At 63.1% G+C, this 21,124-nt stretch carries 21 protein-coding genes and 1 pseudogene; 4 read left to right on the plus strand and 18 right to left on the minus strand.

Features of this window, described 5'->3' with window-relative positions:
- Nucleotides 1-2 precede the first annotated feature (2 nt).
- From E8M84_RS21170 to E8M84_RS21180, 3 genes are read right to left on the minus strand one after another with little or no spacing between them, the layout of a single operon-like run.
- Complete coding sequence (locus E8M84_RS21170) at nt 3-215, minus strand: phage head-tail joining protein (protein ID WP_137113247.1); 213 nt, start codon at nt 213-215, stop codon at nt 3-5.
- The gene (locus tag E8M84_RS21175) at nt 215-2,266 is read right to left on the minus strand and encodes a phage terminase large subunit family protein (RefSeq protein WP_137113248.1); all 2,052 of its coding nucleotides are present in this window, start codon (nt 2,264-2,266) and stop codon (nt 215-217) included. Before E8M84_RS21175 ends, E8M84_RS21170 begins: the two co-directional genes overlap by 1 nt.
- Nucleotides 2,214-2,750, minus strand: a complete 537-nt coding sequence (locus E8M84_RS21180; RefSeq protein ID WP_137113249.1) for a hypothetical protein — start codon at nt 2,748-2,750, stop codon at nt 2,214-2,216. The genes E8M84_RS21175 and E8M84_RS21180 overlap by 53 nt, the downstream gene beginning before the upstream one ends.
- A gap of 116 nt (nt 2,751-2,866) precedes the next feature.
- On the opposite strand from E8M84_RS21180, the gene E8M84_RS21185 reads away from it, so the two are divergent.
- Nucleotides 2,867-3,094 carry a hypothetical protein gene (locus tag E8M84_RS21185; protein ID WP_137113250.1) on the plus strand — a complete coding sequence of 76 codons (228 nt, stop codon included), beginning with the start codon at nt 2,867-2,869 and terminating at the stop codon, nt 3,092-3,094.
- 95 nt (nt 3,095-3,189) lie between these two features.
- Nucleotides 3,190-3,747 carry a DUF3489 domain-containing protein gene (locus tag E8M84_RS21190; RefSeq protein ID WP_137113251.1) on the plus strand — a complete coding sequence of 186 codons (558 nt, stop codon included), beginning with the start codon at nt 3,190-3,192 and terminating at the stop codon, nt 3,745-3,747.
- 44 nt (nt 3,748-3,791) lie between these two features.
- On the opposite strand, the gene E8M84_RS21195 is transcribed toward E8M84_RS21190, so the two are convergent.
- On the minus strand, nt 3,792-4,280 hold the full coding sequence (locus E8M84_RS21195) for a hypothetical protein (RefSeq protein WP_137113252.1): 489 nt from the start codon (nt 4,278-4,280) through the stop codon (nt 3,792-3,794).
- Nucleotides 4,281-4,477: 197 nt separating this feature from the next.
- Here E8M84_RS21195 and E8M84_RS21635 point away from each other — a divergent pair, with 197 nt between their 5' ends.
- Entirely contained in the window at nt 4,478-4,912 is a 435-nt protein-coding gene (locus tag E8M84_RS21635) for a hypothetical protein (RefSeq protein ID WP_205914653.1), read from the plus strand.
- Nucleotides 4,913-4,927: 15 nt separating this feature from the next.
- Here E8M84_RS21635 and E8M84_RS21205 read toward each other — a convergent pair whose 3' ends face one another.
- The 7 genes from E8M84_RS21205 to E8M84_RS21235 all read right to left on the minus strand — a co-directional run bounded on the left by E8M84_RS21205 (nt 4,928) and on the right by E8M84_RS21235 (nt 16,301).
- Nucleotides 4,928-6,256, minus strand: a complete 1,329-nt coding sequence (locus E8M84_RS21205) for a site-specific DNA-methyltransferase (protein WP_137113253.1) — start codon at nt 6,254-6,256, stop codon at nt 4,928-4,930.
- Nucleotides 6,253-7,515, minus strand: coding sequence for a site-specific DNA-methyltransferase (locus E8M84_RS21210; protein ID WP_137113254.1), 1,263 nt, complete (start codon nt 7,513-7,515; stop codon nt 6,253-6,255). Before E8M84_RS21210 ends, E8M84_RS21205 begins: the two co-directional genes overlap by 4 nt.
- Nucleotides 7,516-7,991: 476 nt before the next feature.
- The gene (locus E8M84_RS21215) at nt 7,992-8,615 is read right to left on the minus strand and encodes a hypothetical protein (RefSeq protein WP_137113255.1); all 624 of its coding nucleotides are present in this window, start codon (nt 8,613-8,615) and stop codon (nt 7,992-7,994) included.
- Nucleotides 8,612-12,157 (minus strand): BPTD_3080 family restriction endonuclease, encoded by a 3,546-nt coding sequence (locus E8M84_RS21220; protein ID WP_205914654.1) that lies wholly within the window; start codon nt 12,155-12,157, stop codon nt 8,612-8,614. The genes E8M84_RS21215 and E8M84_RS21220 overlap by 4 nt, the downstream gene beginning before the upstream one ends.
- Entirely contained in the window at nt 12,157-15,093 is a 2,937-nt protein-coding gene (locus E8M84_RS21225) for a site-specific DNA-methyltransferase (protein WP_205914655.1), read from the minus strand. The genes E8M84_RS21220 and E8M84_RS21225 overlap by 1 nt, the downstream gene beginning before the upstream one ends.
- 108 nt (nt 15,094-15,201) lie before the next feature.
- The gene (locus E8M84_RS21230; protein ID WP_205914657.1) at nt 15,202-15,885 is read right to left on the minus strand and encodes an RES family NAD+ phosphorylase; all 684 of its coding nucleotides are present in this window, start codon (nt 15,883-15,885) and stop codon (nt 15,202-15,204) included.
- Nucleotides 15,886-15,887: 2 nt separating this feature from the next.
- On the minus strand, nt 15,888-16,301 hold the full coding sequence (locus E8M84_RS21235) for an MbcA/ParS/Xre antitoxin family protein (RefSeq protein WP_137113256.1): 414 nt from the start codon (nt 16,299-16,301) through the stop codon (nt 15,888-15,890).
- Between the two features lie 312 nt (nt 16,302-16,613).
- Between E8M84_RS21235 and E8M84_RS21240 the strand changes: the two genes are divergently transcribed.
- A complete protein-coding gene (locus tag E8M84_RS21240; protein WP_205914656.1) occupies nt 16,614-17,291 on the plus strand; it encodes a competence protein CoiA in 678 nt (225 codons plus the stop codon).
- Here E8M84_RS21240 and E8M84_RS21245 read toward each other — a convergent pair.
- From E8M84_RS21245 to E8M84_RS21270, 7 genes and pseudogenes are all read right to left on the minus strand, one after another.
- Entirely contained in the window at nt 17,288-17,953 is a 666-nt protein-coding gene (locus tag E8M84_RS21245; protein WP_137113257.1) for a hypothetical protein, read from the minus strand. The genes E8M84_RS21240 and E8M84_RS21245 overlap by 4 nt on opposite strands.
- Entirely contained in the window at nt 17,950-18,522 is a 573-nt protein-coding gene (locus tag E8M84_RS21760; RefSeq protein WP_240790481.1) for a DNA methyltransferase, read from the minus strand. Before E8M84_RS21760 ends, E8M84_RS21245 begins: the two co-directional genes overlap by 4 nt.
- 49 nt (nt 18,523-18,571) lie before the next feature.
- Nucleotides 18,572-19,033, minus strand: a pseudogene (locus E8M84_RS21765) (DNA cytosine methyltransferase); the annotation flags it as partial.
- A 5-nt stretch (nt 19,034-19,038) separates the two neighbouring features.
- Nucleotides 19,039-20,046, minus strand: a complete 1,008-nt coding sequence (locus tag E8M84_RS21255; protein ID WP_137113259.1) for a helix-turn-helix domain-containing protein — start codon at nt 20,044-20,046, stop codon at nt 19,039-19,041.
- On the minus strand, nt 20,043-20,438 hold the full coding sequence (locus E8M84_RS21260) for a VRR-NUC domain-containing protein (protein WP_137113260.1): 396 nt from the start codon (nt 20,436-20,438) through the stop codon (nt 20,043-20,045). The genes E8M84_RS21255 and E8M84_RS21260 overlap by 4 nt, the downstream gene beginning before the upstream one ends.
- The gene (locus tag E8M84_RS21265; RefSeq protein ID WP_137113261.1) at nt 20,435-20,674 is read right to left on the minus strand and encodes a hypothetical protein; all 240 of its coding nucleotides are present in this window, start codon (nt 20,672-20,674) and stop codon (nt 20,435-20,437) included. Before E8M84_RS21265 ends, E8M84_RS21260 begins: the two co-directional genes overlap by 4 nt.
- The gene (locus E8M84_RS21270) at nt 20,671-20,919 is read right to left on the minus strand and encodes an AlpA family transcriptional regulator (RefSeq protein WP_137113262.1); all 249 of its coding nucleotides are present in this window, start codon (nt 20,917-20,919) and stop codon (nt 20,671-20,673) included. The genes E8M84_RS21265 and E8M84_RS21270 overlap by 4 nt, the downstream gene beginning before the upstream one ends.
- Between the last annotated feature and the right edge of the window lie 205 nt (nt 20,920-21,124).

The following is a 21,124-nucleotide window of genomic DNA, read 5'->3' on the forward strand; positions in this document are numbered from 1 at the left end:
GGTCACAGACCCTTGTTGGCGACGGTGCCCCAGCGGCGGCGACGCGGCGTGGCAGAGGCGGTAGCAATTCGGCCCTCCAGATCCCGGATCGCCGCCGCCAGTTCTGCGTCCGAGCCATAGGTCACGGTCTTGCCGTCGTAGCTGACGCTGCGCAGCCCGGCGAAGCGGGCTTCCTGCAGCGCCGTGAGCAGGGCCTGCATGCGTTCCAGGTCCATCAGTCCCTCATGAAGTTCGGGGTGTAGGCCCGCCGTTTCCGGCGCGGCGTGGTCAGGGTTCCGGCCTTGGGCTGGGTCGGATCGGGTGGTGTGGCGTCCGTCGCGACCGCCGCAGGCATGCGCGTTTCCACGCCCGCCTGTGCCTCGAGCCGCCGCCAGGTCGCCTCGTCCCATCGGTCGGCGCCGAGGATCCACGCCGCGGCGCGAGCGTAGACCCGGCAGTCCAGCGCCTCGTTTCGCTCGCGCATCTTCTGCCATTCTTGATGGGCATAGCCGCGCTTGTTGCGGATCGTGACCAGCTGTTCGGCCACCAGCTGCTTCAGCCATTCGGTGTCCGCCCAGCTTGGGGTGTGCACGGTCCCCGGCGCATCGAGGATGCCCAGCGCCCGGTCCTCATCTGACGGCCGTTCGATCCGCAGAAAGCGGTAGGTTTCGGCCTTGAAGGTCGCGGTCGCCACCGACCAGAGCCGAGCACCGCGCCGCAGGCGTTTGCCGCCGATGGTCGCATCGACATAGGTCGGGCCCGACACAGGGGCGGCGCGGTTGAAACCCTCGAGACCCTTCAGCGGCGCCACCTGTTCGAACCCGACCTTGCGCGACCAGGCATAGACCGCCGCGGCCTCATAGCCGGTGTCGATACCGAACCGCGCCACAGTCATGAAGGCGCCGTTGGCATGTTGCCAGCTGCGTCCGAGCAAGGCGGTCAGCTTGTCCCAGGCGGCCGGATCATCAGGTCCGCCCGGGATCACGATGTGATCGACGAGCCAGCTTTCCATGCCCCGGCCCCAGGCCCAGATATCGACTTCGATCCGGTCCCTCTGCACATCGGCCCCGGCGGTCAGGAACAGCCCTGCCGCAGGCACCGTGCCCGGCTTCCACGATTCCCGCCGATCCGCCAGCCGCTGCCATTCCGGCGCGTCGCCGCTTTCAACCCAAGTCTCGCCCAGCAGCGTGTTGCGCGCGGCGCGCAGCGTCTCGTCCGACCCTTGGGCCGCCAGCCATTCCCGGGCGACGTCGGACCAGCTTTTCCAGCCCAAGGGCGAATAGAGCGCCGAGAGGTGGAAGCCGATGGCCTTCGGATCCTTGGACACGGCTGTTGCCCGCCATTCCCCCTTGGCCAGCATCTCCGTCTTGTGGTGCTCGGCGATTGGGCGTTCGCAGCCCTCGCAGTGGTAGGCAGCAGTCTCCGGCTTCCCCTTGGCCCAGCGCAGCCGGTCGAACTGCAGCCATTGCATCGCCCCGCAATGCGGGCAGGGGACGAAGTAGCGCCGCTGGTCGGACGCCTCGAACTCGCGCTCGATCCGGCTCAGCCCCCGGATCGTCGGGGTCGAGACCATGAACACCTTGCGCCGGTGCGAGAAAGTCGTCGTCCGGGCCTCGGCCAGCGTGACCGGATCGCCTTCCTCGTCAGCCGAGGCCGGATAGGCGTCGACCTCGTCGAGGAAAACATAACGCGCGGGCATCGACCGCAGACCGGTCGCCGAGTTGGCTCCGGTCAGCACGAGGATGCCGCCGGGGAATTCCTTCGACAGCATCGAATTGCCCGCATCGCGCGACCGTGCCGGGTTCACCCGCTCGCGCAGCGCCGGGCTGTCCGCGATCAAGGGATCAAGACGGCCACGAGACGTCCGCTTCGCCAGTTCCAGGCTCGGCAGCACCGCCAGCATCGGCCCCGGCGCGTGGTGGATGACGAAGCCGATCCAGTTGTTGCCTGCTTCCGTCGCTCCGACCTGCGCCGCCTTCATGAAGGTGATGCGCTGGGCGGGATGGCCGGGCGACAGCGCATCCATGATCTCGCGCAGATAGGGCGCGCGGGCGGTGCGATACCGCCCCGGCTCCGCCGCGCCGCGCGACGACAGCCAGCGATGCTGATCCGCCCACTCCGACACCGTCAGGTTTGGGTCGGGACGCATCCCCTGACGCCAGACCCGTAGCAGGTCTTCGGCGCCGTCGAAGCCGAGGTCGAGGTCGGCCGCTAGGTCGTTGTGATCTTCCTCATCATGCAAGAGAGACCCGGAGGTCGGCGAGGGCGTCGAGCTGTTCGCGGACATGGGCTTCCAGCACCCTCTGCATGATCGCGGTCTCGATCGTCACCGATGCCCCGGATTGCCGTTCCACCTCCGCCATGATCTGCGCCGCCATAAGTGCTGCCACCTGTCCGGGCCAGGTCACCCAGACATCCCGTTCCTGCCGCGCCAGGCGGAAGACGAGGGTCTCCGCCCGCGCGCGGTCGACCAGCGCGCCCTTCTTCTTCTGCACCGCCAGTTGGCGTTCCTGGGCCGCATAGACCGTGAGTGCCGTGCGCGCCTTGATATAGGATGTCGTCTCGCCCGGGCTGCTGGACAGCCCGTCGCCACCCAGCGACCGGCGCTGCTGGTCCGGGTCCGTCATCTCCGCCCGCCGCACGTCCGAGGCCGCGGCGTTGATCGACCCGTCGTCATGGACCACCAGCCGCCCGTTCTTCCGCGCCTTCTGCACCCCGCCGCGGGACAGGCCGGAATGCGCCGCGTACTCCCGCTCGCTCATGCCTTTCATGGCGCAGATAATCCGATCAAGCCAATGATATTGCCTGGTATTCAGTTGATTAGAGGGCGCGGCAGAGCGACTCTGATCGCAAGGAAACGATGCAACTCACCGATGGATGCCCCGCCATGACGATCAGCCGCGCCGCCTCGAACGACAAAGCCCTCGACGCCTTCATCGCTGCCAAGGCCGAGATCGACGTGATGCTGGAGCGCCTGAAGACCCTCAGCGACGACCATTTCGAGACCAACCCCGACGAGATCCATTGGGGGCATGTCGGCACCCTGAAGCACTACGCGGGCCTGCTGCGCCAGATCACCGACAGCGCCTTCAAGGAAGGCGAACACGCCGCCTGACGCACCCACGCGGCACGACGGCCGCCCCGTCCGACGACGGGGCTTGCCTCCGTAGAAGGCCCGCAGATCGCGCGCCCAAAGCCAAGGAGGCCCCGATGACCACCCCATCCGACACCCAGTCCCTGATCCTGTCCCGCGCCGCGACCCGACCGGGGAACCTCGCGCTGCCGCTGCCCGAGGGGCTGGTCGGCGCTGCCGCCAAGATGGTGGTCGGCAAGATGATCGCCCGCGGCTGGCTCGAGGAGGTCGAGGCCAACCTACGTCGAGGCGAGCCGATGTGGCGCGAGACCGGCGACGGCCACGGCACCACGCTGATCGCGACCGAGGCCGGGCTGGATGCCATCGGGATCGAGCCGGTGGTGGCCAGCGCCGTCACCAGTGCGCGGAATGCGAAGCCGAAGCCGGAACTGGCGCAAACGCCTGACGATGCGGCTAAACCAGCGGCAATCCGCGCTGGCACCAAGCAGGCGCTAATCATCGACATGCTGCAGCGCCCCGAGGGTGTGACAGTCTTAGAGATGGTCGAGGCCACCGGATGGATGGCCCACACTGTCAGGGGTTCGATTTCTGGCGCCCTGAAGAAGAAGTTGGGCCTGCCTATCAATGGCGAGAAGGTCGAGGGCAGGGGAACTGTTTATCGCATCGTCCGTTAGGCACAGTTTGGGGTCTGAGCCAAACGAGTTTCAGTAACGCGTGCCTATGTGCACAGGCCAGCCCATGGGCGAACATGCCGCCACCACTCCAAAGGTGTAAGAATCCTGATCGGCAATAGCCTCAATTGATCACGCTTCTTGATAATTGTCCGTCGGTCTCTGGTGCAGAAAACATCACATTCGAGGCCGACGGCATTTCCAATCAGCTCCCGATCTGCCTTGTCAGGCAATCGGTTGGTGAATGAAGCATCGATCAAACGCCGCCCGACCACTGAGGCGTATGCGTTTGCTTCGTCTTCAGGGTAGATCAACTCTACTGCGAAGTCTCGCAGCCGCTGGCGATGTTCGGGATCAGGCGTATTGTCAACTTCATCCAGTGTCTTGCGGGATGCCATTATCGCCCAATTTGCCCGCCTTCCAACGTAGAAGATGTGCATCAGCGCTTCGATGTCCTCAGCAAGCATTGCGTCTCCGAGCTCGGGTAGCGGCTGCTGTTCGAAAATCTGGTCTGGGTAGTTGACGAGCAGGTTCACCACATTCGTGTCGAGAAATATCCGTCTAGGCACTGCCTCATAGGGGTAGGCCCTGCAGTCCGCACTGTGTTCGGCCTCACTGCGATACAGTATCCAGCGCTTCCGGGTTTCGTCCCAATGCTCGATGCCCAAATGTGTTACCCGCTCGACCGACCCTTACGGTGGTCAGAGTAGCATCGGTCAGTTATTGCTGCACCATGGAGGTGGACCCTTTGCGAAAATTATCCCATCAACAGGCCGGAACTCTCGGTGAATTGCTTGCCTTGGCGAAGCTGAACACGCTTGGGCTTGCTGCCTACATCAGTCCCGAGGGCGCGCCCGGACACGATCTGATTGTGATCGTCAATGGGGAGGCAAAATCCATCGAGGTAAAGACCCGGCAGTTTCTTGAGCGGCCGACTGAGATCGGTCGCTGGCCCGTCGATCTTGGTACAAAGGGCGAAGCGGACTTTTTTCTTTTCGTCGAACTCGACCTCAGAACAATGACGCCAACCTTCTATCTGCTAAGCAATGCCCAAGCGCGTGCTACGAACCGGATTAGTGCTGGTTCCGGTATGGGTAATTGCTACCCGGCGCATGTGCGAAGGCTGATAGCCCCGAATGATTTCTCTCCTCTCCTTGCTGGAATCTGAGCGCGCTCGGTTCGATCAAATCTCCAGCCGTTCTGCTTGTCTCTTCGTCGCCATCTCCCACCTCCGCACGGCGACGTCGCAGTAGACCGGGTCCAGCTCCACCGCACAGCAGCGCCGCCCGGTGCGTTCGGCGGCGATCAGCTGTGTGCCGGAGCCGCAGAAGGGTTCGAACACCAAGTCGCCGGGATCGGTGAAGGCCTCCAGCACCGCCTCGACCAGCGCCACCGGGAACACGGCCGGGTGCGATCCGGCCGCGCCCAGCCCGCCCTTGTGGCGCATGATCCGAAAGACGCTGTCCGGAATGCGGTGGCTCTGGATCGCGTTGCCGTAGCCGGTCTTGCGATGGACCGTGCCGTCGGCCCCGCGCAGGCCGCCGCCGCCGAGGCTTTCGCCTGCGTGCTTGCTCTCGACCGTCTTGTTCGGCTTCCGGGGCTGGCGGTTGAAGTGGAAGATGAATTCGTGCGAGGGTGCGAGGCGGCCGTTCCAGTCGCCGGGCAGGCCGGGCCCCTGGTCCCAGACATACCAGCCGAACCGCCGCCAGCCCTGCGCGCGCATCCAGTCGAGCCACCGCTCCCAATAGGGAATCCACTCACCATCGCGATGCACAAGGCCGAGGTTGACCAGCAGCTGTGCATTGGCGGTGACGGGCGCCGCGGCGAAGACGCCCTGTAAGAGCGCGTCCCAATCGCCGACCTTTTCCTTCGCCACGCCATAGTCGCGCTGCTGCGCGTAGGGCGGTGAGGTGAACAGAAGCGAGGCCTGCGCCCCGTCCATCAGCCGTGCGACCACGGCCGGGTCGGTTGCATCGCCGCAGATCAACCGGTGGTCGCCCAGCGCCCAGATATCGCCGGGGCGGGTGATCGGTTCGGCCGGTGCCTCGGGGATGGTGTCGGCTGCGTCATCGTCGATGGGCGCGCGGTCGTCGGCATCGTGCAGCAGCGCGTCCAGTTCATCCTCGGGGATCCCGATCAGCCCGAGGTCGAAATCCTCCGCCATCAGCCCGCGCAACTCCTCGAGCAGCAGCGCCTCGTCCCATTCGCCCAGTTCCGTCAGCTTGTTGTCGGCGATCCGGTACGCCCGCCGCTGTGCCTCGGTCAGATGGCCCAGCACGATGACCGGCGCCTCGGCCAGCCCCAGTTGCGTGGCGGCCAGGACCCGGCCATGGCCCGCGATCAACTCGCCGTCTGCGGCGACGAGGCAGGGGACCGTCCAGCCGAACTCGGCCATGCTGGCGGCAATCTTCGCCACCTGGTTGGCATCGTGGGTCTTGGCGTTGCGGGCATAGGGCCGGAGACGGGCCAGCGGCCAGTGTTCGATCCGGCCGGGCAGGAGGGGCGCGTTCATGCCGCGAGCCGCCTAGCCTTGAGGGCAGCGAAGGTCTCGCCGGTTTCCGCCAGCACAGCCTCCTGGCCGGTGAAGGACTGCCACCGTTCGATGGCGACATCGACATAGGCTGGGTTCAACTCGACCCCGAAGCAGACCCGGCCGGTAGTCTCGGCCGCGATCAGCGTGGTGCCGGAACCCATGAAGGGCTCATAGACCGCCTGGCCGGGGCTGGAGTTGTTCAGGATCGGGCGGCGCATGCATTCGACCGGCTTCTGGGTGCCGTGCACCGTGTCGGCATCCTGATCCCGGTTGGCGATCTGCCACAGCGTGGTCTGCTTGCGGTCTCCGGCCCAATGACCCTTGCCCTTGGCGCGCACCGCATACCAGCAGGGTTCGTGCTGCCAGTGGTAATCGCCGCGGCTGAGGACCAGCCGGTCCTTGGCCCAGATGATTTGCGACCGGATGGCGAAACCCGCGGCCACCAGGCTGTCCGCCACGGTGGCGGCATGCAACGCCCCGTGCCAGACATACGCGACGTCGCCGGGGAACAGCGCCCAGGCTTCGCGCCAGTCCGCCCGGTCGTCGTTCAGCACCTTGCCGGTGCGTTTCGTCTTGGCCGCGCCCGCCTGATTGCGCCAGGAGGGGTCATACTCCACGCCATAGGGCGGATCGGTCACCATCAGCAGGGGGCGCACATCGCCGAGCAGCCGCCCAACCACATCGGCCGAGGTGCTGTCGCCGCAGATCAGCCGGTGCGCGCCGAGCTGCCAGAGGTCTCCCGGTACCGACACCGGCGTGACCGGAAGCTCCGGAACATCGTCCTCACCCTCGACCGGACCATCGCCGCCCAGCGCCTCGGGATCCCTCAGTAAGGCATCCAGATCATCGTCGCTGATGCCGAGCAGGGTCAGATCGAAATCCTCGGCCAAGAGCCCCGCGATCTCCTCGCGCAGCAGCGCTTCGTCCCATTCGCCCAGTTCCGTCAGCTTGTTGTCGGCGATCCGGTAGGCGCGCCGCTCGGCCTCGTCGAGATGGCTGAGCCGGATCACAGGCACCTCGGTCAGCCCGAGCATGGTCGCAGCCAGAACTCGACCGTGCCCTGCGATCAGCTCGCCGTCGTCGGCGACCATGCAGGGAACGGTCCAGCCGAACTTGGCCATGCTGGCGGCGATCTTCGCCACCTGGTCGTCGCCATGCATTTTGGCATTGCGGGCATATGGGCGCAGCCGGGCGATCGGCCAAGACTCTACCTGGCTCGGCGCGAAAACGAGGTCCATGGGATGGGGCTCGGGATGTGGGGGAGGGGAAATGAAAAGCGCCCGCGAGGGGGTTCCTCCGGGCGCAATTCTTCGATGATCAAGGGGTAGGTCAATCGGGGCAGGTCTGTCAACCCGAAAAGTGTAGCGGAGTCAACAGCTTCTAGTGAATTGGCTTTCCGCGGCGGCTTCCGGCCACCTGGCTTCCCCGGAGGTGGCTTCCCTGGCTTCCCGCCGGGAATCCACTCCGGCCAGATCGTGATTCCGCAAGCCCCTGATCGGACTCAGGAATTCCAGCATCAGCGCGCAAGGTGGCTTCCGCCTGGCTTCCCCGGTGAAAATGCCTCGCGCTAGCGAACCGCCGCGCTGCGCCCCCCCGCATACGTTCAGTGCCGGGGAGGAACCAGAGGAGGGGGCGCTCGATCGAGAACAAGTGGCTGGGGATTCCAAAATCGCACTGCGAATACGCTTGGCCGACGAAAAGGTCCGGCAAGTAGCTATTTGTCGGAACCCTCAAGGAAGAGATTGCAGCTCACATGCGCAACCGCGAGCTCTTCGCCGGAAGAGTGCGCATGGTGCGACAAGAAGGACCATTTGATGGTGTGGTCAGAAGTATGTCCCTGCTGACTGCAGGGTAAATCTTCATCCATCTTTGCCCTAACCGATTTTACCAGCTGCGCAATGTTGCTCTTCCTAACGTAAGAAAGAACAACGCCTCTTCCTTCTCTTCCTGTTGCGTATCGGTTCAGGAGCTGTTCTAGCCCACTTATATGATAGCTTGGCCCGTCATAAATTTTGGCTTCAAAGAGTTTCTTTCTAACGGGTGTGCAATGGTGAAAATATACGGTGATGTCCACATGGCCATTCGAGTGTGCTTCTTGAAGCACTGTCACTCCAGGCATTTTAAGCGAAGCAGCGAACACACCTGACAGACCCACTTCGTCTAGAGCGGCAAAGTTCTTCTTATTTACTTCCAGATGATCGACTGCCTCGCCTATAAAGGCGTCATGGGCACTGTCAAACTCATCATCTGTGCTAGCGCAAATGAGTTCAACGAAATCCGGTGCCTTCTTGATTAGCAACTCTGCAAAAGCGAGGGCTGAGTTTGGGTTCACAGTCACCGCGCAAACCCTTCCATGAACTCCCACCTTACTTCGAAACTATTCGCCCAATTTCGCCATTCAGATTCTGTAATCCTGCCTTGTTTCCAAGCGGACATCATTTTGAATAGGTCGGCCAAGCCCGCCGTGCTGGTCGATCCGGAAATTGAAAGCAGCCTCATGCGCAGGAGTGGGTGCTCATAGTCCGTCAATGCCGAAACAACGGACAGACCTTGGATCACTTCGCATGACGCGGCAAGTGCAGCAGATTCAACATGCTCTAGCTGGAAATACCTTCTGCTTTCTTGCTGTGCCTCTTCAAACAGTATTTGGCCGACCTTAACCAAATTTGGCATGTCTCTAAAGTGTTCAAGCAGCGTACCCTTGAGCGCATTCGAAAACTGATCATTGTTGAAAAGTGGCAAGTTGGCACTCTGCTGTTCCAGGTCCCACTTCTGACCCGCTAGGCCATTGATGGCCAGTCCGACCTTGCCTGGATCATCTACCAGCAGATAGTGCCACGTCCCGTATCCTCCTGTGTGGTTTACGGCTTCGACCCAGCGTTCAGCTGCCTTTGCCTTCGCGTCTGCGTCGTCATTAACTCGGCCTTTGATCTCGATGATTACGTTCAGATCTTTGTCGGTTACGACAATGAAGTCAGGGACATATCGAGAGACAACACCTCGATGTCGGTAAGGAATAGTGAAGCCGAGCCTATCGTTCTTGACCCAGCGCTTTACCCCAGGATGACTATCGAGAAGGAATGCAGCACTCTGTTCCCATTTCTCAGTATCGGCCACCATCGCGTTGAGGTGGCATCGATTGACCGGGTAGACTGGCTTGGTCGAATGAAAATCGACGTTCAAGGTGCTTCCGCGCCCTGCTGCACCGGTGGGAATGACCGCGACCTCGCGCTCTCCCGTCTTCGAACCTTTCTTGATTGCCTCAAGCAGGGAGCTGATCGCAGCCTGCATGTACTCGCCTACCAACAGCAAGTCTCTTGGCAGACTGTCACCCTTTAAATCGAGCTTCTCGTCGAGGAATCGCTTTGATGCGAACGCAACCTTCGGAAAGAGCTGCTGAACCGGAACAGCTTCTGCGCCGTTATCGGCTTGCCAACGAGCACACACCTCCCGAGCGAGCCTGAATGCCACCTGTTGATCGCGGAATCGCGCCCGCCAGTCTTTCAAGGACAACACAGGTCGCTCACCCGGTCCGAAAACGGCGAGCGAGCCGTCCGGTGAAGTCAGCGGCGTCAGCTCCACCGTCTGGGGGATTTTCATTGGATCGATGGTGACCTTTGACACCTTGGACCAGTCGACATGAACATCGAAATGCCCCGTCTGATGGTATCCGGAAACGACCGGGAACGTGATTTCGTAGTCTGCTTTCTCGGGGACAGAAAAGATGTGATTGGGGTCGGGTTGGGGCGGCTGCGGGCCGACTGGTTTGACTTTGAAGGGGATCAGTTCGAACGGAACCCCAAAGACCTTTGCCGTTTCCTCGGCAAACATTTGGGTCTCTTCGTTCAACGCATAGCTCTTGCGGCGCAGTGCCCTGCCGACGACCTGTTCGCACAGGAGCTGCGACCCGAATGGCCGCAAACCAACGATGTGAGTGACCGTGTTCGCGTCCCACCCTTCCGCCAGCATGGCTACGGAAACGATGCACCGCACATCGCGACCGGGCGGAATGCGTTCATCTATCCACTTCAGTGAGCCGTCATTGTCGTCGCTTGCGACCTTGTCATTGTGCTTGCGGACCAGCTCGGACCAGTCTTCAGGGATTCTGCCTCCCGGCCAAGTTGCTTTGCCCACTGTGTCGAGGATGAACCGTAAGCGTTTCGTTTCATCCTTTGAGCCGCCATCCTCGATGTCCTCCATCACCTTCGAGTCGATCCGGACTGTCACTTCTTGTCCTGGCGCGTTTCTGAACCAGTTGGGCGCTACGCCGTAGCTGTCGTTGCCGTTCGCCAACCAGCCGTGGACTTCCTTGGCGACCGCGGTGTCGCGGCAGACCACGATGAAAACGGGTGGCACCGGGTGTTTCTGCTGCTGCTTGGATTGCTGTTCCCATTCCGAGAACCGCTGGTACCATTCCTGTGCAAGCAGATTGATCGGTGCCGAGGCATAGTTCATCACGATCTCGGGCGTGATGTTGGTGCCGAGGCCATCTTCCTTGGCTTTCGCCTGCACCCACCGCCAGATGTTGAAGTAGGCGGCTTCCTCCGCCCCCGATACATCTCGGGCGGGTAGCTGCGGGATTTTCACGAGGCCCGATTCAATGGCGTCGAGCAGACTGAAGTCCGAAACGATCCAGGGGAAGGGCTTCCCGACCTCGTTGCCCGATCCCTGGATGTAGAAAGGCGTTGCCGAAAGATCGACGCACAGGTTGATCCCGCGCCTCCGGCCACCGCCAGCCAGCTTGTTGATCCTGTCCAGCGCCTCAACCCAGATAGTCGCTTCCCGAGCGTTCTTGCTGGCGAGATCCTTGTCCTCGTCGAGGCTTTCTTCGCTGGCCGCATCGCCGCGACGATAGGCGTGGTGGGCCTCGTCGTTGAAGATCAGCCAATGCGGGCTGCGCCCCTTGCCGCTGCCCAGTTCTCGTCGGATACGCTTGAACCATGCCGGATCGGACTCGAAGTACTTCGTCTCGACGCTCTCATTCGCCTTGCCCGCGTTCTTGATGACCTCGACCGCTTCCCCGGTTTTCACGACCTTGGCGCTATCCCCGTTGACGGTGTTCGTCTCCTTTTTCGCCAGGCGATGCCAGTTGGCGATCATCACCTCGCCGCGGCGCAGCTCTTCCATGCGGCGCGGCGGGACGAGCTGGCGCGTCCGGTAGAGGCTGACATCGCCCAGCGCCGGGTCGAGTTCTTGCAGCCGCTCGCGGATCGTCACGTTCGGACAGACGATCAGGACCGTGTCCGAAAACCGGTCATCGCGGGGCGAGGCGACGCGGTTGAGGATCGACCAGGCGGCCAGCATGCCCATGACGGTCGTCTTGCCGCTGCCCGTCGCCATCTTGCAGGCGTAACGAATGAAGGCACGGACACCGGCCGCCTTTGCCTCCAGCCCGGGTTCGTCGCGCGGAACTTCAGGAACGCCCTTGCGGTAAACGTCCTTGGCCTCGACCAGGAAGATGATCGTTTCGGCCGCCTCGATCTGGGCAAAGAACAGGCGTTGCATGCGCTGATCGCTGCGCCACAGCTCCAGCAGTTCCCGCGTCACAGGCGACGCACCATCATAGGCCACGCCACCGCTGTGGATGCCTGCCCGCCAATCCTTCACGCGGCCGCGGATCGCGTTGACGATCTCAAGCTCGACCTCTTCACCCGCCTGGCTTTCGAACAGCTCCGCCTGATTGCGGTCAGGGCGGCCACGGCCGGAATGTTCCGGCACGCGGTAGAAATAGCTCGCACGGCGCCGACCCTCTGCCTTGTAGGGGGGCTTTGCCTTTTCGATCTTCCAGTGAACCTGCGGCTCCCGGAAGGGCGAGTTGATGATGACCGGCTGATCCTCGGGGATCGGTTGCGGTGCGTCTTGTTCTGCGGCAACGGACATCAGACGGCATCCTCTTCGCCGCGGGTCGCCATAAGCTCGTTGCCGCGTTCGTCGATCACCTTCACCGCGATGCGCTTCTTGTCGCCCAGCGCGAAGGGTTCGCTGACCGTCCCCGCAAGGTGCGACCAGACGCTGTCTTCGAACTGGCCCTTCAGCGATTTCTGCAGGTTGTCCCAGGCGCTGGTCTTGGGGAAAAACACCTGGCTGGCATAGAACGCCATGCCGTTGTGATTGGTGTCGAGCATCCAGCAGGGCAGGTTTTCGGCATCGATGTGATCCGTGTCCATCAGATGCGGCAAGAAGATGTCGAGCCCGCGCAGCTCCACACGATAGAGCGGCGTGCCATCGGCACGTTGCCCTGCCTTCTTCAATCGCACATCCGGCAGGCCGGTGATCGAGAAGATTTCGCTGTTCTTCGACGTCTTCAGCAGGTCCGACATCACCACATCCGGTGTCACCGCGATGTAGGCCGTTGGGATCTTCATCTTTTCCAGAAGTTCACGAGCCTTGGCTTGTATAGCAAAGCCGAACAGGAACAGCTGACCAAAGCCCTGCTGCATCGCCTCCATCGCGGCGTTGAAGACGTAGTCGGAGCCGATGGCGCCGTCCTCCGGGCCGAAGGCTATGGCGATGGTCTTTTCGGTGCCGTTCTTTGCCACGGCCTCGGCATGCAGATACTCGCGGCCGGCCAGTGGGCGAACGTTGTCTAGCTGCAGCGTCACGTTGCCGGGCAGGCTCAGCGATTTGCTTTGCCGCAGCACTTCGGTCATCCGATCAAGATAGGCGCGCGGGCTCGATGACTGTGGCTGCGCGGTTGCGCCTTCAGCGTTTTCCTCCATGCTCATCGAGGCTTGGATGGTTGCTTCGACAGTGAAGGGCCCGCAGACGCGCGTGATCTTGTCGTTCACCTCGGGGCGGTCTACTACACGAACAACGACCGGGTCATCCCCGTTCGCAATGGTTTTCAGAGTAATCCGAGGGACGAGCCCACCAATTTCTTCCCCCTTGCGGTTTTGCTTTCGTTCGTAAACGAAGCCACCAGCGGGCCCTTTGCTCGGCTCCTTAAGGCGATACCAAGGGAAGGTAGCTGTAAGCAAACGCTGTCGCGCCAAGGCGATCGGAACTCGCGATGTATCGCAGGTTATCCATTTCCGCCCAAGTTGCTCAGCAACGAAGGCTGTCGTTCCCGATCCGCATGTTATGTCGAGAACCAAGTCACCCGGATCTGTGGTCATGTTGAGGCATCGCCGCACAACCTCATCAGAGGTCTGCACGACATAACTTTTCCCGCGCGCGCCAATTGTATCGGGCCACGAAGCGTTCATCTTTGCGAGCTTGTAGTCATCCAGATAAAGGACGTATCGAAGATATCTTCCCTCTGGCTCGATCCTTTTGGCATCTACCAGAGCTTTCATTCCTGCTGGACTTGAAGGATAACAGGCGCCTGGCGCAGGTGGCCATTTCTTGCCGCCGTACTCGACCTCAAACACTCCCGACTCCGAAAATGTCGGTGGCCACATAGAAACAAGCCGAAAAACTCGTGCGCCCTCTGGCAGAAGCGAATGATTGTCTACCTCCTCCTTCGACATTGAATGGCGCGAACCGTCTGGCAGTTCATACCACTTCCAGTGAAAGTCTCCCTGTACATCCTGTTCATAATACGGCTGATGGAATTTCGCCTGCTTTGGGTTACGGCCGTACCAAAGCAGAAAGTCGTTCATCTGTTCGAGATACGTTGCCCCCAGCGGCATAGTCTTTTTGCGAAACGGTATGAGCGCAATGAAGTTCTCTGGATTGAAAACTTCATCCATCATTTCCCGAACATGATGCAAGTTGTCGTCCGAAATCTGCACGACAATTGAACCGTCGGGAGTCAGGAGCTCCTTCGCTAACGTTAGTCGATCTCTCATGTAGCTGAGGTAGGAATGCAGCCCCAGTTCCCACGTGTCCCGATAGGCTTTCACCATTTCAGGCTCTCGGATCATTTCGTTGTCCGGTCCGTGCTTTACCTTGTTCTTTCGAACAAATGGCTGGAAATTTGACCCGAATTTCACGCCATAGGGCGGGTCGAAATAGATCATCTGCACCTGGCCGCCCATGCCCTCGTACTCTAGGAGCGAGTTCATCACCTGCAACGAGTCGCCGAGGATCAGCCGGTTGGTCCAAGGGCCCTTGTGCTCGTAGGCATCCAGCCGGTCGGCGATGTCGAGGTCCAGATCGCCGAATAGGTCCAGCGTCTGCCCACGCGCCTTGTGCGATTTCAGCGTCTCGAGGATCGCCGACGTCGAGTGACGTTCGTGCACGAATAGGGGCAGCGTCGGCACGCTGATCTGCTGCCGTTCCGCCTTGCCCGCCCAGTTCAGGAAGGGCTTGGTAAGGCTGCGCAGCCGCGCCGCACACTGCGACAGCGATGTGAATCGTTCCTCCGTCCCCTTCCAGACCTGCGGTTGGGCAAAGACCGTTGCCTCGCCCTTTTCGGCCGCATCCGCCACCAGGTTCAGCAGCCATTCCGCAAACGGCCGCTCGCCGTTCTCGTCCCAAGCCAGTTCCGGCGCGAGGCTGGAGTCGTAGCGATAGGTCTTTGGCGGCTTGCGATGCGAGAACTGCGCCTCGACCCCGACATCCGGGCGCAGAACCGCCTGGTCGGCATGCGCATAGGCGCCAGACCCGGCAGAGGATGCGATTGGCGCAGCTTTGGGTTTGGCAGGTTGCTGTGCCGTGGGCGCGTCACCATTCGCCCTTGCGACCGAGCCACCCTGACCGCGCCCTTTGGCAAGGACGCCTTCGGCGATCAGTTGGTCACGAACCTCGTGATAGTCCTCGTCCGTCAGATCTGGCAGGTCTTCGCGCAGCAGGGCAAGCAGGGCGCGATTGCCAATGGTAGAGCCGTCTTCGGGAATAAGGGAAAGGACAAGATCACGTAGGGATTCGGACATAGGGTACCTTCGGGGACATCGGCTATTGCAGCCAAGCTAAGGACTTTTCAGGCAAAATGCAGCCCAAAGTTGATGAATGCGGATTGAGGCTGACCGTTTCTGACAGGGTCATGTGACGTGCCACACCTCGGCGTTGTCGAGCTGCTTGACGAAGTCCACCGCTGCGCCGTTCCAGTGATAGGCGAAATGCGCGCCTTGGGTGGGGATCGGGATCACGTCGGGCCAGAAGACGGCGATGCATTGGCCCTCGGGATAACGGATGCTGGGCCAGGTGATGCCGTTCGACCCTGCCGCCCGCCGCTCGGCCCCGAAGACCTGCGAGGCTCGGTAGTCGTCGGGGTCCAGCAGTTCGGCGTGGCCGGTGGTGTCGTCAAGATCTGCATCGACGGACCCGATCAGTTCGCGAAACTGCGATGTCCAGCCGGGGGCCTCGTTCGTCGCGCGCATGAAGCGGGCGTGGTGGTGGATGGTTTCGGCGATGGCCACTTCGGTGCGGTCGCCCGCGTAGTAGAGGCCGAAGCTACCGTCAGAGAACCGTCCTGGCCGCAGGGGCGAGCAATGGACAAAGGGCGCCATGACCCAGCTGGCGCCGGGCCCGGTCACGCGGCGTGCGACCGGCACCTTCGACAGATCACCGATGCTGTCGCGGATGCGTGGGTTGAACTTGGCCTCTGCCGAGGCCAGCGCCTCCCAATCGGCAGGATCGGCGATGTCCTCGAACAGGTCGATGGGCGGGTGGATCGAGCGGATGATGCGGACAGTGCGGGGCCATGTCACGCGGCGGAGAGGCACATTCACCAGGCGCCCCGTTCGGCATCCAGATAGGCCCGCAGGTCGATCAGGTCGGTGATTTCGCCGCGCATCATGATATCCAGTGCGCTGCGCCCTCCAAAGGCCTCGCTGGGCTTGCGGATCCACGCGTAGCCCCGGGCGGGTTCGGTGAAGAGGTACCGCAGCGCCTTGTGGATGCCCATCAGGATCGCCATCCGCGCGCGCAGGTCCCGGTCGATGCGCCCGATGTCGCCAACCTTCCAGCGCGCCCATGTGCGCTGGGCCATGTCGCCCAACAGAACGCGCGCCTCGCCATCCGTCAGGCCCCAGGCGCGGAACAGGTTGACGGTGGTGCGTGCCAGAGCAGCCGCTTCCTCGTCGGTGATGACGGGAAGGTCGGGTCGAGCGATGATCGGCTGGACCGTGGCGAACTGCATGGTCGTTCTCCTTTGGCATCAAGATAGTCATTGTGTGCCAAAAGGCAATAACCATCCCTTACCCGGATGAACGCACCCTTAGTCACGGCCGCGTCTGCGGCATCGCCTTTGTCACCTCGACCCCGCGCCGCATCACGCCCGTGGTCAGTCCCTACCGAACCCAGCCCAGCGCCTGCCACCAGTCCTCATAGCCGCGCCGGTCGGCCACGATCTTCATGGCGCGCGCTCTGCGGCCCCGCCCACGGATGCTTCGACCGATTGAACAAATCCTTCGACCTGTGCAACCTACCGGCTCACCAATAAAGAGTTTGAATGCCCACCGACATGCGATTTGCCATTAAAGACCAAACCCGAATTGAAGCGACGCCCCAGGCGCGGGGTACATGTCCCGGCTGTGGCGCTGAACTCGTGGCTAAATGCGGAAACGTCAAGGTCTGGCACTGGGCACACAAGGGGCAGCGGCACTGTGACCCCTGGTGGGAAAACGAAACCGAATGGCACCGCGCATGGAAGAACAACTTTCCCACTGACTGGCAAGAGATCCCTGCTCGCGACCCAAAAGGGGAGCTGCACATTGCGGATATCAAAACGCCGCATGGGCTCGTGGTTGAATTTCAGCACTCCCATCTCAAGGAGGACGAGGCACTGCAGCGCACTGCGTTTCATCAGAACATCATCTGGGTCGTGGACGCCATGCGCCGAAAGACCGACGCCAGCCAGTTCGTCCGGGCAAAGTACGAGGGAATAAGGCACGATACGAAAGACGGTGTCGTCGATCAGCTCTGGCTTTACTCGGCCCGACTACTCAAGGAGTGGACGAAAGTGGGGGTCATCACCGCCTTTGACTTCGGCGGCGAGAAAGTGTGGCTGCTGCGACGCGTGCATTCGGATTGGATTTACGGGTTCGACTATCCAAAGACCGAGCTGATCGAGCACATTTCCGAGGGTAGCCCATTCCCAGACGTGCTGTTCGGAAAGCCAAGGCGCTAACGGACCCTCCACGGCCGCGCCTTCGGCATTGCCACCGTCACCTCGACCTCCCGCAGCATCCCGCCTTCGATCAGCCCGTCCCGGACCCACCCCAGCGCCTGCCACCAGTCATCATAGCCGCGCCGGGCGGCCTCGATCTGCTGGGGGTGAGGCGAGAACGTGATCGGACAGGCCAGGATGTTGATGGTCTTCCATGTGGCGCGCGCGCCCGCTCCACGTACCCGGACACGCTCCGTGCCCACGACGATGGCGCCCGCATGCGTGCCGTGCTGGTTCTGCTTGACGATGGTCGGCACGCAGCGCGGGACGGCGCCGGGCATCCAGTCCGGTGTCAGCCCGGCGCGGGCCAGTTCGGCGACGCGGATCGCCATGCGCTTGCCGCCGAGGCTGTCGGGGATCCCGGCCACGGTGGCGGCGATGACCTCGGCGTCCTCGTGGGTATAGCCGCCGATCTTGTGCTGACCGCCGTCGATCTTGCAGCCGAGCACGGCGCGCTGGAGGAGAACGTATTCCAGGCCGAAACCGAAGCCTTCCTCAGTGACGTCGGGGGGCAGCGGCAATTCCAGCTGCGCCTGTTCCACCCGGAACGCCCATTCCAGCGCGGCCTGCACGCCCAGCGCGCGCTTGACCTTGGTGCCGCTGACGCGACCGTGGAAACTCATGGCTGCAATCCTTCAAGAAAATTCATCAGCGCCGGGCGCTGGGCCTGATTTGTCGGCCGCCAGATCCACGGGCCTGAGGCCATGGGCAGCTGCGAGAGAGCGCCACGCATGTGCTGCTGCCAGAGGGTGAACTCCGTTTCCGAGCAAGCGCAGAGCGCGTGCCCGATGGGCCAGCCCATCAGCCATCCGACGAAGAGCGGGTTCAGCCGCCGCCGTGACCGGCCCTTCAGGATACGCCGCGAGACGACGCGCCCATGCGAGGCAATCATCGAAGCCCAGAGCGGGCGCGAGATCGGGGCGTGCGGCGAGGACCGCGGACCATCCGGCAAGGTCGCCGGGGCCGGGCGGGTGAAGCCCTGTTCCGCTCGGTAGTGCAGCAGGTCCATCCGGGATTTGCCGTCGGTGCGGGTGACGCTGGCCTGGCTCGACCCCTTCCAGTTCTGGGCGGCCGGGGTCGGCCAGTGGTTCGGCAGGGCTTTCGCGATGCCCAGCGCCAGCGCCTCGGCCTTGCGGGTGAAGTCGCTGTTCCCGGCCGGGTTGTAACTGCCGGTGCCGGGATGCAGGCTCATCGGTGTGGGCCAGGATGAAGATCCGCAGCCGCTGATGCGGCGCGCCGACCTCTGCCGCCGAGAACAGGCCCGCCGCAGGCGTGTAGCCCAATCCCCAAAGCTCTCGCAGGACGGTCTCGAGTCCGAGGGTGACATGCCCGGCGACGTTCTCGAGGAAGACCCATTCAGGACGGCATTCTCCGATGACCCGGGCGACGTCGGGCCAGAGGTGGCGAGGATCGTCGGCGCCGCCGCGTTTCCCGGCCGCGCTGAAGGGCTGGCAAGGGTATCCGGCCAGGACGGCATCGAAGGCGCCGCGGAAGGGCCGGGCATCGAAGCTGCGCAGGTCGGTCCAGATTGGGGCCGGGACGAAATACCCCGCGCGCTGGGCGGCGATGAGCACCGACCTTGGCCAGCTCTCCCACTCGACGAAGGCGCGGGTGTGATAGCCGGGTTCGGCGAGCATGAGGCCCAGATCAAGGCCTCCGCCGCCTGCACAGAGGGACAATCCGTGCCGGGGACGTGACACCATGCCATTCACCGCACCCCGCGCTCGCGCATGCGTTCGGCCGTTACCAGCCCGCGGGCCAGCATGGCATCGCGCATGGTGTTGCTGATCGCACTGACCGGCAGGTAGCGGTCGGAATTGACCAGATCGGCGTAGAAGGCGGGCAGGTCGGTGATCGGCTTCGCAGCCGGGGCAGGGGCCGCCTTGGGCTTCCGGCGTTTGCGCCCGGCATCCTCGACCTTGCGCTGGGCCGCCCGTTGCATCGCCCGGTCCAGCGCTTTCGGCCCATCGGGTGGTTCGGGGTGTTCCTGGCGGCTGGCCTCGGCCGCGGCGATGATCTCCGCCTCGGTCAGGCCAAGTTCGTCTCGCCAGCGCTGGACGTGCAGCCGGGGCGGCCAGCCTTGCCACCAGCCGGGCAGGGCGTCGGGGTCGAGGCCCAGCGCGTCCAGCAGGTCTCCGAAAACTTCATCGGAAATCGCCTCGCGCGCCTGCGCGCCCTCCTCCTCCTTTACTGGTTTACTTAGAGGTTCCCTTACAGGGTTAGTGTCCGAAATCCGGACACGGCTTTCGGCATTTTCCGGACACGGCTCGGCCTGAAGATCGGACACGGCTTCCGCATCGGTCCCGTGTTCGAAATCCGGACACGGCAGGGCGTCGGTCGCGGCATCGACATGCGAAGTGCCCGCATCCACGGTACTTTCTGTGCCTTCATCCTCGCCGTGTCCGATTTCCGGACACGGCACCACAGCCACAGGTGTGAACCCCGGCTCGAACCCCAGGATGTAGCGGGTGGGCAGCTGGCGCTTGGTCACGGGATCGAGCCGCGGCACCCGCCGCAGCAGGCCCACCGCCTCGAGCTGGCCAAGGTGATCGTTCAGCGTCGACCGGCTGATCTCGCAGTCATGCGCCAGCCGATCTTGTGAGGGAAAGCAGCCGTAGTCCGGGTTGAACCGGTCGCAGAGGTGCCAGAGCACGATCTTCGTCGTGGGCTTCAGCCCGCGCTGCTTGATGGCCCAGTTGGTGGCCTCGTGGCTCATGGCGCGGGCCTCCGTGCGGCAGGGGAGATGCGCGTGGTGAAGCCGTGATCGGCCAGCGCGCCCAGCGCATCGTCGAGACTTCGCACCAGCGCCCAGCCGAACCCTTGCGCCTGCACCGCGTCGCGGAACGCTTCCTGCTCCGGCCGCAATCGCCCCTTCGGTGCCTTCAACTCGAGAAACAGGACGCGGCCGCCGCAGAGGACCATCAGATCGGCGAACCCGGCATGCACGCCCATGCCGACGAGGATCGCTTGGCGCTTGGCCCCTCTCGGCCCGGCCTCGGTCACCTCGTTGGCGCAATGATGGATGATGGCCGAGCGGGGCAGGGCGATGCGCAGCGTCTGCACCACGGCACGCTGCAGATCGGCTTCGGGGGTGCCACAGCGCATCATCGCGCGGCCCTCCCCTGATCCTCGCGCTGGGCGCGCCGCACCGGCCGCCGCGCATCAACGACGACCAGCAGGCGCTGGGCATCCGCACGTTCGCCTGGGGTCTCGCCATGCTGGGCGAGCACACTGCAGGCCAGCCGGATCAGGAGATCGCTGTGATGCGCGACGTCGGCGATCACGGCGCGGGCCTCGGCCACGCGGTCGGCGGGCCAGGTGGATGTGCTGGGCTGGATGGTCATGACCGCCCCCGCGTCTTGCGCACCGGATGGGCCTGTTCCTGCGCCCTGATCCATTCCTGGATGGCGGCGCGGCGATAGAAGGTCTTTCGGCCTATGCGTGTGCAAGGCGGTCCTTGGCGGCGGGCTTCCCACCGGGACAGCGTGTCGGCCGTCAGGCCCAGCGCCCAGGCCAACTGCTCTCGGCTAATCCAGTCAGCGAGTAGGTCAGGGATGTCTTCGTCGAGATCGGTCTGAATGTCCTTCATGGGCTGCTCCGTTGGCCTTGCGCCCCTCTGACGGGGGCGGGGTCAGCGAAGCAGAGCGCGAGGACCGGAAGACAGGCGGAAGGTGGAATTGCAGGCCGTCACCCCGTTCCACCCCTTGTTTCATTGGATTTTTGCGGCCTCGGCTAGGCAGGATCACCGCAGGACGGCGACTCTGCGACCATCATCCGTGCCGGTTCCGGGCGGT

The organism is Rhodobacter sp. SY28-1 (genome assembly GCF_005222785.1).
Taxonomy (GTDB): domain Bacteria; phylum Pseudomonadota; class Alphaproteobacteria; order Rhodobacterales; family Rhodobacteraceae; genus Tabrizicola.